The sequence below is a fragment of the Plantibacter sp. CFBP 8798 genome (genome assembly GCF_014841195.1).
GTDB classification, from domain to species: Bacteria; Actinomycetota; Actinomycetes; order Actinomycetales; family Microbacteriaceae; genus Plantibacter; species Plantibacter auratus.
This window is the reverse complement of record NZ_JACYTS010000003.1, coordinates 500,668-514,156: the sequence shown is the minus strand read 5'-3', so window position 1 is coordinate 514,156 and position 13,489 is coordinate 500,668. Positions and strand designations below refer to the sequence as shown.

14 protein-coding genes are annotated in these 13,489 nt (G+C 68.8%); 11 read left to right on the top strand and 3 right to left on the bottom strand.

Annotated elements, in window-relative coordinates; genetic code table 11:
• The first annotated feature begins 5 nt into the window (after positions 1 to 5).
• From IFU30_RS14950 to IFU30_RS14930, 5 genes are all read left to right on the top strand, one after another.
• Complete coding sequence (locus tag IFU30_RS14950) at positions 6 to 932, top strand: carbohydrate ABC transporter permease (protein ID WP_071258845.1); 927 nt, start codon at positions 6 to 8, stop codon at positions 930 to 932.
• Positions 932 to 1,885: a carbohydrate ABC transporter permease gene (locus tag IFU30_RS14945; protein WP_192005786.1), complete on the top strand. Its 954-nt coding sequence runs from the start codon at positions 932 to 934 to the stop codon at positions 1,883 to 1,885. The genes IFU30_RS14950 and IFU30_RS14945 overlap by 1 nt, the downstream gene beginning before the upstream one ends.
• 49 nt (positions 1,886 to 1,934) lie before the next feature.
• Entirely contained in the window at positions 1,935 to 2,630 is a 696-nt protein-coding gene (locus IFU30_RS14940) for a ThuA domain-containing protein (RefSeq protein ID WP_064295003.1), read from the top strand.
• Between the two features lie 61 nt (positions 2,631 to 2,691).
• A complete protein-coding gene (locus IFU30_RS14935; RefSeq protein ID WP_342450875.1) occupies positions 2,692 to 3,825 on the top strand; it encodes a Gfo/Idh/MocA family protein in 1,134 nt (377 codons plus the stop codon).
• Positions 3,826 to 3,963: 138 nt separating this feature from the next.
• The gene (locus IFU30_RS14930) at positions 3,964 to 4,608 is read left to right on the top strand and encodes a hypothetical protein (protein ID WP_192005784.1); all 645 of its coding nucleotides are present in this window, start codon (positions 3,964 to 3,966) and stop codon (positions 4,606 to 4,608) included.
• Between the two features lie 6 nt (positions 4,609 to 4,614).
• Here IFU30_RS14930 and IFU30_RS14925 read toward each other — a convergent pair whose 3' ends face one another.
• Positions 4,615 to 5,118 (bottom strand): metallophosphoesterase family protein, encoded by a 504-nt coding sequence (locus IFU30_RS14925; RefSeq protein ID WP_192005782.1) that lies wholly within the window; start codon positions 5,116 to 5,118, stop codon positions 4,615 to 4,617.
• A 217-nt stretch (positions 5,119 to 5,335) separates the two neighbouring features.
• On the opposite strand from IFU30_RS14925, the gene IFU30_RS14920 reads away from it, so the two are divergent.
• Positions 5,336 to 5,947, top strand: a complete 612-nt coding sequence (locus IFU30_RS14920; protein WP_192005780.1) for a hypothetical protein — start codon at positions 5,336 to 5,338, stop codon at positions 5,945 to 5,947.
• Between the two features lie 137 nt (positions 5,948 to 6,084).
• Here the strand turns inward: IFU30_RS14920 and IFU30_RS14915 are convergent, their stop codons facing one another.
• Positions 6,085 to 6,522 carry a GNAT family N-acetyltransferase gene (locus tag IFU30_RS14915; protein ID WP_192005778.1) on the bottom strand — a complete coding sequence of 146 codons (438 nt, stop codon included), beginning with the start codon at positions 6,520 to 6,522 and terminating at the stop codon, positions 6,085 to 6,087.
• Positions 6,523 to 6,612: 90 nt separating this feature from the next.
• Between IFU30_RS14915 and IFU30_RS14910 the strand changes: the two genes are divergently transcribed.
• Complete coding sequence (locus IFU30_RS14910; protein ID WP_244175610.1) at positions 6,613 to 7,809, top strand: ROK family protein; 1,197 nt, start codon at positions 6,613 to 6,615, stop codon at positions 7,807 to 7,809.
• Between the two features lie 223 nt (positions 7,810 to 8,032).
• Here the strand turns inward: IFU30_RS14910 and IFU30_RS14905 are convergent, their stop codons facing one another.
• Complete coding sequence (locus tag IFU30_RS14905) at positions 8,033 to 9,052, bottom strand: LacI family DNA-binding transcriptional regulator (RefSeq protein WP_064294998.1); 1,020 nt, start codon at positions 9,050 to 9,052, stop codon at positions 8,033 to 8,035.
• 134 nt (positions 9,053 to 9,186) lie between these two features.
• Between IFU30_RS14905 and IFU30_RS14900 the strand changes: the two genes are divergently transcribed.
• The 4 genes from IFU30_RS14900 to mmsA all read left to right on the top strand — a co-directional run bounded on the left by IFU30_RS14900 (position 9,187) and on the right by mmsA (position 13,478).
• Positions 9,187 to 10,206 carry a serine hydrolase domain-containing protein gene (locus IFU30_RS14900; protein ID WP_192005776.1) on the top strand — a complete coding sequence of 340 codons (1,020 nt, stop codon included), beginning with the start codon at positions 9,187 to 9,189 and terminating at the stop codon, positions 10,204 to 10,206.
• A 265-nt stretch (positions 10,207 to 10,471) separates the two neighbouring features.
• Entirely contained in the window at positions 10,472 to 10,612 is a 141-nt protein-coding gene (locus tag IFU30_RS14895) for a hypothetical protein (RefSeq protein WP_158596666.1), read from the top strand.
• A 107-nt stretch (positions 10,613 to 10,719) separates the two neighbouring features.
• A complete protein-coding gene (chvE, locus tag IFU30_RS14890) occupies positions 10,720 to 11,832 on the top strand; it encodes a multiple monosaccharide ABC transporter substrate-binding protein (RefSeq protein WP_079706775.1) in 1,113 nt (370 codons plus the stop codon).
• Between the two features lie 137 nt (positions 11,833 to 11,969).
• Positions 11,970 to 13,478, top strand: coding sequence for a multiple monosaccharide ABC transporter ATP-binding protein (gene mmsA / locus IFU30_RS14885; RefSeq protein ID WP_064295024.1), 1,509 nt, complete (start codon positions 11,970 to 11,972; stop codon positions 13,476 to 13,478).
• Positions 13,479 to 13,489: the final 11 nt, after the last annotated feature.

Sequence of the window (13,489 nt, the reverse complement as noted above, 5' to 3'; positions counted from 1 at the left end):
TCCCGATGACCGTCACCCGTCCATTGAACGGGGCCCGAGGGGCCGGTGCGGCAGCGATGCGCCGCCGCACCGGCCCCAGCGGCTGGATGGTCGCGCCGGCGCTGGGCTTCTTCCTCGTCTTCGCGATCATCCCGCTCATCGTCGCCCTGTACCTGAGCTTCACCCGCTGGGACGCGATCACCGACCCCGCGTGGGTCGGCCTCGACAACTGGGCATCCGTCCTCGTCGACCCGGTCGCGATCGACGCCCTCGTCCTGACCCTCAAGGTCATCGTGATCTCCTGGATCGTCCAGACCCCGATCAGCCTGCTGCTCGGGACCTGGACCGCCGGCAAGCAGCGCAACCGGGCCGTCCTCGGCGCGATCTTCTTCCTGCCGCTGCTGCTGTCGTCGGCGGCAACCGCCATCGCGTTCAAGGCGATCCTGGACCCGAACTTCGGCCTGTCGGCGTCGCTCGGCATCCCGTTCCTCAAGCAGGACTGGCTCGGCAACCAGCAGCTCGTGCTCTTCGTCGTGATCTTCATCATCGCGTGGCAGTTCGTGCCCTTCCACACGCTCCTGTTCCAGGGTGGCGTGCGACAGATCCCGGCGTCCCTCTACGAGGCGGCCGAGATCGACGGGGCCGGGACGGTCAAGCAGTTCTTCCACATCACGCTCCCGCAGCTGCGGTACACGCTCGTGACGTCGTCCACGCTCATGATCATCGGTTCGCTCACCTACTTCGACGTGATCTTCGTGCTCACCGGCGGCGTTCCGAGCGCCGGCACCCGCATCCTCCCGATCCTCATGTACGTGACGGGCTTCTCCGCGAGTCAGTTCGGGCAGGCGAGCGTCATGGCGATCATCCTGGCCGTCATCGGTCTCGCCATCGCCCTGCTGCTCACCAAGCTGAGCGGCTTCGCCAAGATGGACAGTCAGCAGGAGGGCCTCTGATGTCAGCGACGAACCCACTCACAAAGCCCGGCGCGCTCCCGACGGGCAGCCTCGACACGGTCAGCGTCTCGACCGCCGGGTCCAAGCGAGGACGCCCCGGCGAGCACGAGACGCGAGGCAAGCGCCCCGGGGGTGCCCGCCGCAAACCGAACATCCTCGGCGGGATCGGCGCCTGGATCTGGCTGCTCATCATCGTGCTGCCGATCTACTACATCGTCATTACGAGCGTGCGCCCGCAGGCCGGGTTCTTCTCGAGCAACCAGCTCATCCCGCCCACCGACCCGACCCTCGACGGTTACGCCCTCGTGCTGCAGAGCGACTTCTTCCTGTACCTCGGCAACAGCGTCATCATCACCGTCGCGAGCGTCGCCGTCACCGTGTTCGTCTGCCTGATGGCGTCGTACGCGATCGTGCGCACCAACTCCCGGTTCACGCGGGGAGCGTTCTCGTTCTTCCTGCTCGGCCTCGCGATCCCGCTGCAGGCGACGATCATCCCGCTGTTCTACATGCTCAGCAAGGCGGGGCTCTACGACACCCTCCTGGCGCTGATCCTGCCGTCGATCGGCTTCGCGGTGCCCGTCACCGTGCTCATCCTGTCGAACTTCATCCGCGACATCCCCAAGGAGCTGTTCGAGTCGATGACCGTGGACGGGGCGTCGAGCTGGCGGACCCTCGTCTCCCTCGTCCTCCCGCTCGCCCGGCCGGCGATCGTCACCGTCGCGCTCTACAACGCGCTCAACGTGTGGAACGGCTTCCTGTTCCCACTCGTGCTCACGCAGTCGCCGAGCAACCGGGTGCTGCCGTTGTCGCTGTGGACGTTCCAGGGCTCGTTCAGCGTGAACGTGCCGGCGGTGCTCGCCGCCGTGGTGCTGTCGACCCTGCCGATCTTCATCCTGTACCTGTTCGGTAGACGCCAGCTGATCAGCGGCATGACCGCCGGCTTCAGCAAGTAGTGCCGGTCGCGACCCGACCGGACACCCGACCATCCCTTGAGAGGAACACATGACTGACAAGCAGGCGCTCGTGGTGCGAGGCGGCTGGGACGGACACATGCCCGTCGAGACGACCGCGGCCTTCATCCCCTTCCTGGAGGCGAACGGGTTCACCGTCCGCGTCGAGGACGGGACCACCGTCTACACGGACACCGACTACCTCGACACGGTCGACCTCATCGTGCAGATCAACACGATGAACACGATCGAGCCGGAGGAGTTCGCCGGCCTGCAACGCGCCGTCCTGAACGGGACGGGCATGGCCGGTTGGCACGGCGGGATCGCGGACTCCTACCGCAACAACGCCGACTACCTCCACATGATCGGCGGCCAGTTCGCGCACCACGCCGGCAAGGACCCGGCCGAGCGGACGGGGGAGCAGTCCGACAACTACATCCCCTACACCGTCCACATCACCGAGTACGGCCGGACGCACCCCATCACCGAGGGCATCGAGGACTTCGACCTCGTCACCGAGCAGTACTGGGTGCTGAGCGACGAGTACAACGACGTCCTCGCGACGACGACGCAGGAGGTACGGCCCTGGGACGCATGGAACCGTCCCGTCACGGCGCCCGCCATCTGGACGCGGCAGTGGGGGAAGGGTCGGATCTTCGTGTCCGCTCCCGGCCACCGCATCGAGATCGTCGAGGACCCGAACGTCCGCACCATCATCGAAAGGGGCCTGCTGTGGGCAGCACGCTGAACGGGATCGTCGAAGACCGGTGCCAGAACGCCGGCCGCGCCATGATCGAAAGGGGGCTGCTGTGGGCAGCACGCTGAACGGAGTGTCCGAGACCGCCGGGGGATCCGTCCTCCGGGTCGGCGTCATCGGCGTCGGCAACATCTCGAAGCAGTACTTCGCCGAGTTCCCGAAGCTGCCGAACCTCGAGCTCATCGTCGTCGCGGACCTCGACCTCGCCCGCGCCGCTGAGGTCGCCGCCGAACAGGGCGTGCGGTCGTCGAGCGTCGACGAGCTGCTCGCCGACCCCGAGGTCGACGTCGTCCTGAACCTCACCATCCCGGCCGCGCACGCCGAGGTCGCGCTCCGAGCCCTCGAGGCCGGCAAGCACGTCTACGGGGAGAAGCCGCTCGCGCTGTCGACTGCCGAGGCGCGACCGGTGCTCGAGCTCGCGGCGGCGAAGGGCCTCCGCGTCGGCAGCGCGCCGGACACCGTCCTCGGGTCGGGCGTCCAGACGGCGCTCGCCGTGCTCGACAGCGGCGCCATCGGTCGGCCGATCGCCGCGGCGGTCGCCTGGAGCGCCCCGGGACACGAGCTGTGGCACCCGGCTCCCGCGTTCTACTACCAGCCGGGTGGCGGGCCGCTCCTCGACATGGGGCCGTACTACCTGACGAGCCTCGTGTCGTTCTTCGGTCCCGTCGTGCGGGTGTCGGGGGCGGTCGCACGGTCGGATCGCGAGCGGTCGGTGGCGACGGGGGCGCTGGCCGGGACGCCGATCCCGGTGCACGAGGAGGTCGACACGCACGTCACTGCGATCCTCGAGCACGCGAACGGGGTGGTCTCGACCGTGACGGTCTCGTTCGAGGTGTGGGCGAGCCGCGTGCCGCTCTTCGAGGTCTACGGGACGGGCGGGACGGTCGCCGTGCCCGACCCGAACCGGTTCTCGGACCCGGTGGAGATCGCGACGGCCGACGACCGCACCTGGCGTGCCGTCCCCGACAGCGCCGGCTTCGTCGACGCCGGCCGCGGCGTGGGCCTGTCCGACCTGGCCGAGGCGATCGAGCAGGACCGACCGCATCGGGCCTCGGGCGACCTCGCGTTCCACGTGTTGGAGATCATGGAGGCGATCATCGTCGCCGGTCGTGAGCACCGCGTCGTGGAACTGACCAGTACCGTCCCCCGCCCCGCACCGGTGCTGCAGCCCGCGACCGTCGCCTGAGTTCCTCCCCTGCCCGCGAACTGTCACTCGGCGCTGGTCCGGGCGGCTGGAACTGTGCCGAAGTGACAGTTCGCGGGCAAGGGTGGGACCGGTCGGTGTGCGAGGATGGCCTGATCCGAGGACACATTTGGGGGAATGATGTCGTTCACACGAGCACACCGACGTCCGGTCGTCACCGCCCTGGCGATCGCAGGAGCACTGGCGTTGGCCGGATGCTCGGGCGGCGCTGGGGCATCGACGCCCGTAACGACCGAGACCGAGACCGCGACCACGACGGCCACGCCGACACCGTCGCCGACGCCCACCGGTCCCGACCTCGCCGATCCCGCGTCCTGGATCGTGTCGTTCACCGGGCTCGGCCCCATCGAGGTCGGCGCGCCGATCGAAGGCACGGCGTCGTTCATGACCGCCTTCACCGTGGCGACGCAGGAGGCCTGCCCGTGGGTGACCGCCTACGCCGCCGACGGGCTGCCCTCGGTCTGGCTCCCCGATCCGCAGAGCACCGGGGTCGTGAACCAGATCGTCCTGCAGGCGTGGGGCGGGCCCGCGTCTGCGGCGGTCGCCTCCTCGCCGACGACCGCTGAGGGCGTGGGCGTCGGATCGACCCTCGAGGAACTCCGGGCCGCCTACCCGGCGCTCACCGAGCAGCAGGGCAAGTACGCCGTCTTCTACGCCGTCACCGACGACGCCGGACACTGGATCAACTTCTCCGTGACCGACGACCTCGTCGACGGCATCGTCGTCCGCGACGAAGCCAAGATCGACAGCGAGTACTGCGGCTGATCCGCCTCAGCGGGCGACCGGGACGACCCGGACGTCCCTGAGCGCGCCGTCCTCCACCCGAGCGGTCATCATCGTGCACTCCGGTTGACGACGGCGGTCCGTCGGCGACCCGGGGTTGAGCAGACGCAGACCGGCGGGGGAGACCGAGTCCCACGGGATGTGGCTGTGCCCGAAGACCAGGACGTCGGTGTCGGGGAAGGCCTCGTCGGCACGTCGCTCGCGCCCGGTCGCCGCCCCCGTCTCGTGGACGACGGCGAACCGCAGCCCGTCGAGCTCGAAGCGCGCGACCTCGGGAAGACGCGCGCGGAGGCCGGGGCCGTCGTTGTTGCCGAAGACGCCGACGAGGCGGGCGGCGCGCGCATCGAGGGCGTCGAGGGTCGCCTCGTCGACCCAGTCACCCGCGTGGACGACGACGTCCGCTGCGTCGACGGCGGCCCAGACCGCGTCCGGCAGGACCTTCGCCCGCTTCGGCAGGTGGGTGTCGGCGAGGAGGAGCAGCGAGGTCGGCATGTTCCCACGGAAGCGGATCGCGCCGACGCCGTCAACCGGCTGGTGCTCCCGCGCCCGTCGACCCGCTCGGGACCGGCGCTTGTCGAGCGGCGCCTTTCGACAGGCTCAGGGACCGGACCGGACCGGACCGGGCCCAGGGACAGGACCAGGCTCGGGGAGCGGGCCGCGGACCGCCGTTCACGGACACTCCCGCAGAGTGGGCGACTAGGGTGATCCCATGCCCGCAACCGACCTTCGTTTCTCCGGGAGGATCGCCGGCTACGGCACCACGGGCGGCGTCCGCATCGTCCTCGGGCTCTGGTCGACGTCCCCGTTCGGCTCCTTCGCCGACGCGATGATCGAGGACTCCCGCGGCAAACGCCTGCTGCTCGCGCCGACGCAGGAGATCGCCGACTTCATCTCCACCACGTACACCTTCGACGACGTCGAGATCGGCACCGTCGGCTGGACGCGCCTGCCGACGGGGCTCCGCTTCGTGGGCGGTCCGCTCGACACGACCCTCCGCATCGGTGGGAGCTCGCCGCTCGGTCGTGCGCTCCGGGTCGTCCCCAAACCGGTGGCCGTGAACCCCGTCTGGTTGCAGACCATCGACCCCCTCGCCCGCGTGCTCCAACCCGGCGCCCGGACGGCGGGCTCCGCCGGCAACGGTCGACGCGAGTACTACGGCGTGACCGGCGCTCGCCGCATCACCGCCGCCACCGCGAGCTGGTCCGGTGCGGACCTCGGCACCCTCGCCCGACTCGACCCGCCCGTGCGCTTCGGCTTCGGCTCCGCGCCGGCCGACCCGCACCTCGTCGACATCGTCACCACGGTCCGCCAGCCGGTGTGAGCGGCTCCGGGGTCGCGCGGCTCACCCGCTAGCCGGTGCCGGCGTCGTGGCAGGAGGAGATCCGCTCGGTGGCAGGACGTTCCTCAGCCGGGCGTCCTGCTGCCGTGCCGATCTCCTGCTGCCGTGCCGCTGGGTGTTCAGGCTCGGCGGACCATCCAGACGTCGACCTCGTCCTCGCGTTCGAGCGTGAAGCCGTGGCGCTCGTAGAGGCGGCGGGCCGGGCTGCCCTGCAGGACGTTGAGACGGAACGGGCGCGGATCGCCGTCATCGGACAGGAGCCGCGAGAGCACCGCGGTGCCGAGGCCAGCGCCCTGGTGCTCGGGCGCCAGATAGAAGTGCTCCACCCACCGCTCGCCGGCTTCCGGACGGAGGGCGACCAGCCCGGCCGTGACGCCGTCGACCTCGATCACCGAGGTGTGCTCCGGGCGATATCCGTCGAGGAAGCGCTGGCGCACGCGGGTCTCGTCGTAGCGACCGAGGCGCTCGAGGTCGGGCCGCATGACGACGGCGCGCAACTCGGCCATCCAGGTCGAGTCGTCGATGGTGGCGGGGCGGAGTGTCCAGGCGGCGGGCATCCGTCCAGTCAACCATCCACGGCTGACGGCGGGTGAACCTGCGCGTGCCCGGATAGGGAACACTGGAGGGATCGAGCAGAGGGTGTGCGTGTGAGCGAGTCGACAGCGGTCGGGGCGGGTCCGGCGGGCGGATCCGGCATGGGGAGCGGACTCGACTCGGTGCGCCGTCGCAACCTCGGGCGGATCGTCGAGCTCGTGCACCAGGGAGGGGTGCAGTCGCGGTCGGCGCTCACGAGGACGACCGGCCTCAACCGGTCCACGGTCGCCGCGCTCGTCACGGAACTCGCCTCGATCGGCATCGTCGAGGAGTCGGTCCCGGTCGGCGGACAGGGTGTCGGCAGGCCGTCGCCACTCGTTTCAGCCGGCCCGCGAGCCGTCGCCTTCGCGGCGAACCCGGAACTCGACGCGATCACGGTGGCGGCCGTGCGACTCGGCGGCGAGGTCCTCGAGCGCGTGCGTCGCGAGGTCGACACGACACCGACGGCGGCCGAGGCGACGGCGATCATCGCGGAGTTGGTCGAGGAACTCGCCGATCGACTGCCCGACGAAGCGCGCGGTGGCGGCGGGATCGGGCTCGCGATCCCCGGTCTCGTCCGGGACGCCGACGGCGTCGTCCGGCTCGCACCGCACCTCGGGTGGGTGGACGAGCCCTTGGTCGAACGGCTGCGTGCCGCGACCGGTCGTGCGGTGTTCGCTGCCAACGACGCGAGTCTCGGCGCTCGGGCGGAGCGGACCTTCGGGGCGGGCCGCGGCATCGACGACCTCGTCTACCTGAACGGTGGCGCGAGCGGTATCGGTGGTGGCATCATCGCCGGTGGTCGACCCGTCGGTGGTGCGCGCGGGTACGCGGGGGAGTTCGGTCACACCTCGGCGACGGCCGCCGGCAACGCGCTCGAAGACGCCGTCCGGCGCAGTGAGCTGCTGCACGTCGCCGGCCTCACCGCCGGGGACGACGCGGTCCTCGAAGCGGCGCTTGCCGAGGGCATCGCTGCCGATCCGGTTGGGGCGATGCGGGAGGAGGTCGTCCGGCAGGCCAGGACGCTCGGGCGGGCGCTCGCCGGGACGGTGAACATCCTCGACCCCGAACTCGTCGTCCTCGGTGGACATCTCGGGATCGTGCTCGAACTGGCATCGGAGGAGTTGCACGACGCGGTCCGTGAGCGGGCGCTCGTCCCGCCGTTCGAGGACGTCGCGATCGTGCGTGCGGCGCTCGGCCAGGACCTCCTGCTCATCGGTGCCGCGGAACTCGCCTTCGATCGACTCATCGCGGACCCCGCCGCCTGGTGATCGTCGCCCTGGGTGCTGTCGGCCTGGTGGCCAGCGCGGTGCGCTGGCGTGAGACGTGGTCACCCGGCGTCGGCGCGGTGCGCTGACGCGAGATCGCCCGAATCGGCGTGGGTGCGGGGCATGGACGTCGGCGCGGGTCTCCGGAGGGTAGCGCTCACGCGTGTGACCCGCGCTCACGTCAGCGCACCGCGCTGGCGCCACCACCACACACGACCACGAGGGGTCAGAAGGCCGGGCGACCCGTCGACTTCCGCACGATCAGCTCCGGCTCGATCGTTCCGCGGTACCCGACGGCGTCGACCTCGAGGTTGCCGAGCAATCGCGCGACACAACGACGCCCCAGCTCGTCGAAGTCCTGCCGCACCGTCGTGAGCGGCGGCCAGAAGTGCGGTGCTTCCGGGATGTCGTCGAACCCCACGATCGACACGTCCCGGGGCACGTCGTACCCCTCGTCGCGGATCGCGTGGATGAGGCCGAGCGCCATCTGGTCGTTCGACGAGAAGATCGCCGTGAAGTCGCGCACCCGCATGAGTTCGATCCCGGCGCGATACCCGAAGTCGGCGGTCCAGTCACCGAGGATCGGCGCGGTCGTCGGCACGTCCTGCGCGCTCATCTCGGCGAGGAACCCGTGCATGCGCGCCTCCGCCTCGATCCAGTCCTGCGGGCCGGCGAGGTGGTAGATGTTCCGATGCCCGAGCTCGATGAGGTGCCGCGTCGCCAATCGTCCACCGGCGACCTGGTCGACGCCGATCGAGTGGTCGTCGAGGTCGCCGCCGGACTGCACCGCGATGAACGGCACCCGCACCTGCAGCTCCTCGATCGCCCGGAACACCCGGACCTGCGGCGCGATGACCACGATGCCGTCGACCGACTGCGCGAGCAGATGCTCGACGGCGGCGACGATCGACGCGTCGGAGACGTCGGGCAGGTTCGCCGTGCTGACGAGGTATCCGGCGTCCTTGCTCGCGTTCTCGATCGCCTGGATCATGCTCGCCGGGCCGTACTGCGACCGCTGGCTCGCGAGCACGCCGATGGTCCGTGACCGACTCGTCACGAGCGCCCTGGCCGCGCGGTTCGGACGGTAGTTGACCTCGTCCATGACAGCGAGGACCCGGTCGCGGGTGGAGTCGCGGATGCTCGGGTGGTTGTTGAGCACTCGTGAGACCGTCTGGTGGGAGACCCCGGCAAGGCGCGCGACATCACGGATATTGGGGGCTCGCCCCCGTTCGGCGTCGTCGCTCACGGATTCCTCGGACCTCGATGTGCACGGTCACATTTCGTGCTGCACCCATTATGCACACGCCTCAGGCCCCCGACGGATCGGGTCCCCCAGGGTGCGTGGAGCCACGGAGGGGTCCGCGACGGTACCGTTGGGGGATGGATACCGAAAGCGTCGCCCGCGTCATCGAAGCCACCGACTTCTCGGGCGTCGTGCTCGTCAAGCGCGGTGACGAGACGCTCTTCGAGGCCGCCCGAGGCCTCGCCTCGCGGGAGCGCGACGAGCCCATCACGCTCGACACCCGCTTCGACACGGCGTCCATCACGAAGCTCTTCACCGCCGCCGCCGTGCTCCAGCAGGTCGACGCCGGACACATCGACCTCGACGAGTCGATCCACGAGTACGTCGACCTCGACGGCACCACCATCCGCCGCGACGTCCAGCTGCTCCACCTGCTCACCCACACCTCCGGCATCGCCGACGACGCCGACGAGACCGCCGGCGAGAGCTACGACGACCTCTGGGCCGAGCGCCCGGCCTCGTCGATCCGCGAGACAGCCGACCTCCTACCGCTCTTCGCCGACAAGGAGCCGCTCGCGGCCCCCGGCGAAGAGGCGAACTACGTCAACGCGGGCTACGTGCTGCTCGGGCTCGCGCTCGAGGGCGTGACGGGGTTGCCCTACCGCCAGCTCATCGAGCAGCAGGTGTTCGCGCTGCTCGGCATGGACCACTCGGGCTTCGTCGACCGCCGGACGGGCGAGCCCGGCCTGGCCGAGGGCGGCGACGTCGACGACGACGGCGTCTGGCACTCGAACGCCGACGCCTTCCCGCCGCTCGGCGGCCCGGACGCCGGTGCACAGTCCACTGCGGCCGACCTCATCACCTTCTTGCGCGCGGCCCGCGACGCGAAGATCCTCACCGCCGAACTGACCGAGGAGTTCACCTCCCCGCAGATCGAGGTCGACGAGGAGATCTCCTACGGCTTCGGCTTCGAGTTCGACGTCGACGAGGACGGCCAGGTGCGATCGATGTACCTCGACGGTGTCAACCCCGGCGTGAGCGGCATCGTGCGCACCTACTTCGGCCCGACGGCCGCGGACGCCATCGACGTCGTCGTGCTGTCGAACTCCGAGGACGGCGCGTGGGACGTCATCCGCGCGATCGACGCCGAGCTCTAGGCCCCTACTGGGATCGCCGGGGCACATCCCCGGGTTCCGGCCACGCCGATCGGGGCGTACCTGCGCCCCCGGCACGTGCCCGCACGGGCTCACTGAGAGCGCGACCATGCCCCGACAGTCGCCGGTTATGAAAATGAGACCCATCCCGACTTGACATCAGGTGGAGGTCTGGGGCTATCGTGTGACACACAATGTGAACGGTCACATTCGGAGTGACGAGGAAGTCGACGTGGGAACGAAGCGCAATGGAGCGAGCAGGTCGGCGATGAGCCGCCTCCCGATCCACGGCACCGATCGATCCGACCACAGCTCCCTCTCGGCCCGGCTCTCCGCCGGCCACCTCTCCCTGCACCCTCGCCGGCACCACGACGAGGCGTCCGCACCCGCACCCGCGAACGCCACGTAACCGACGAGCGGCCTCGATGAGCTGGACACATCGAAGCCGACAGACCTGCGCATGACAATGACGTCCAAGCAACTCCCTAGGGAAGGAACCACACAGTGAAGAAGAGAATGCTCCTCGCCACGCTGGCCGCAGGCACGATGGTCGTGTCGCTCGCCGGCTGCTCCGGCGGCGCAAGCGGCGGATCGGGCGGCGGCGAAGGCGACGGCAAGCTCGTCGGCGTCGCGATGCCCACCAAGAGCTCCGAGCGCTGGATCCAGGACGGCAACGCCGTCAAGGAGCAGCTGGAGAAGGAGGGCTTCAAGGTCGACCTGCAGTACGCCGAGGACGACATCCCCACCCAGGTCTCGCAGATCGAGAACATGATCACCAAGGGCGCCTCCGTCCTGATCATCGCCTCGATCGACGGCACCACGCTCACGAGCGTGCTCCAGGAGGCCAAGGACGGCGACATCCCCGTCATCGCCTACGACCGCCTGATCCGCGACAGCGAGAACGTCGACTACTACGCGTCGTTCGACAACTACAAGGTCGGCGTGCAGCAGGCCAACTCGGTCCTCAACGGCCTCGGCCTCGTCGACCTCGAGGGCAAGCCCACCGAGGGCGCACCCGCCGGTCCGTTCAACATCGAGATGTTCGCCGGCTCGCCCGACGACAACAACGCCACGTTCTTCTGGGACGGCGCTCAGGACACCCTGAAGCCGTTCATCGACGCGGGCACCCTCAAGGTCGCCAGCGGCCAGACCTCCTTCGAGCAGGCTGCAACGCTCCGTTGGGACGGTGAGACCGCGCAGAAGCGCATGGAGAACATCCTCACGTCGACCTACTCCGACGGCAGCAAGGTCAACGCGGTCCTGTCGCCCTACGACGGCATCTCGCGAGGCATCATCTCGGCGCTGACCGACGCCGGCTACTCGGTGGGCGACGGCTGGCCCGTCATCTCCGGCCAGGACGCCGAGCTCGACTCGGTCAAGGCCATCGAGTCCGGCGAGCAGTACGCGACCATCTTCAAGGACACCCGCCAGCTGGCGAGCGAAGCCGTCAAGATGGCCGTCGCCGTGCTGAACGGTGAGAAGCCCGAGGTCAACAACACCGAGGACTACGACAACGGCAAGAAGGTCGTCCCGTCCTTCCTCCTCGAGTCGCAGATCGTCGTCAAGGACAACATCCAGGAGGTCCTCGTGGACTCCGGTTACTGGACCGAAGACGAGATCAAGGGCTAGTCAGTCCTGCAACACCCCTTTCGACAGGCTCAGGGAACGGAATCACTTCCGATCCCTGAGCCTGTCGGAGGGCCCGGTTCAACGACGATCACCTGTAAGGAGACACGGTGTCAGGCGAGACCACGAGCATCCTCGAGATGCGCAACATCATCAAGACCTTCCCCGGCGTCAAGGCCCTCTCGAACGTCACGCTCGATGTGCAGCGCGGTACCGTGCACGCCATCTGCGGTGAGAACGGCGCCGGCAAGTCGACGCTCATGAAGGTGTTGTCCGGCGTCTACCCGTTCGGCACCTACGAGGGCGACATCGTCTTCGAGGGCGAGACGATGGAGTTCAAGGACATCCGTGACTCGGAGTCCAAGGGCATCGTCATCATCCACCAGGAGCTGGCCCTCAGCCCCTACCTCTCCATCGCGGAGAACATCTTCCTCAACAACGAGCTGAAGGGGCCGCTCGGCCTCATCGACTGGAACCGCACCAACCAGGAGGCGGCAGCACTGCTCGCCCGGGTCGGTCTGCGGGAGAACCCGACGACCAAGATCCTCGAGATCGGCGTCGGCAAGCAGCAGCTCGTCGAGATCGCGAAGGCCCTCTCGAAGCGCGTGAAGCTCCTCATCCTCGACGAGCCGACGGCCGCACTGAACGACGAGGACTCCGACCACCTGCTCGACCTGATCCTGCACCTCAAGGAGCAGGGGATCACGTCGATCATCATCAGCCACAAGCTCAACGAGATCAAGAAGGTCGCCGACACCGTCACCGTCATCCGCGACGGCAAGACCATCGAGACGATCGTGAAGAACGACGTCACCGAAGAGCGCATCATCAAGGACATGGTCGGCCGCGACCTCGAGCACCGCTACCCGGACCACACGCCGAACATCGGCGAGGAGATCCTGCGCGTCGAGGACTGGACCGCCCACCACCCGCAGGACCCGACCCGCGTGATGGTGGACGCCGTCAACCTCAACGTCCGCGCCGGTGAGATCGTCGGCATCGCCGGCCTCATGGGCGCCGGACGCACTGAGTTCGCGATGAGCCTGTTCGGTCAGTCGTACGGTAGCCGCATCAGCGGCAAAGTCTTCAAGAACGGCACCGAGATCCGCACCCGCACGGTGTCGGAGGCGATCGACAACGGCCTCGCGTACGCCACGGAGGACCGCAAGTACTACGGCCTCAACCTCATCGAGGACATCAAGCGGAACATCTCGATGGCCTCGCTGAAGAAGCTCGAACGCGGCGGACTCGTCAACGACAATGAGGAGTACAAGGTCGCCGAGGAGTACCGGAAGAGCATGAACATCAAGGCTCCGAACGTGCTCGCGAAGACCGGGAAGCTCTCGGGCGGCAACCAGCAGAAGGTCGTCCTCTCGAAGTGGATCTACTCCGACCCCGACGTCCTCATCCTCGATGAGCCCACTCGTGGCATCGACGTCGGTGCGAAGTACGAGATCTACACGATCATCAACCGCCTCGCCGCCGAGGGGAAGGGCGTCATCGTCATCTCCTCCGAGCTCCCCGAGCTCATCGGCATCTGCGACCGCATCTACGCCCTCAGCGAGGGCCGCATCACCGGCGAACTGCCGATCGAGGAAGCGAACCCCGAAGCGCTCCTCAAACTCATGACCATGGAGAAGCCCCGCTGACGCGGGCGCGG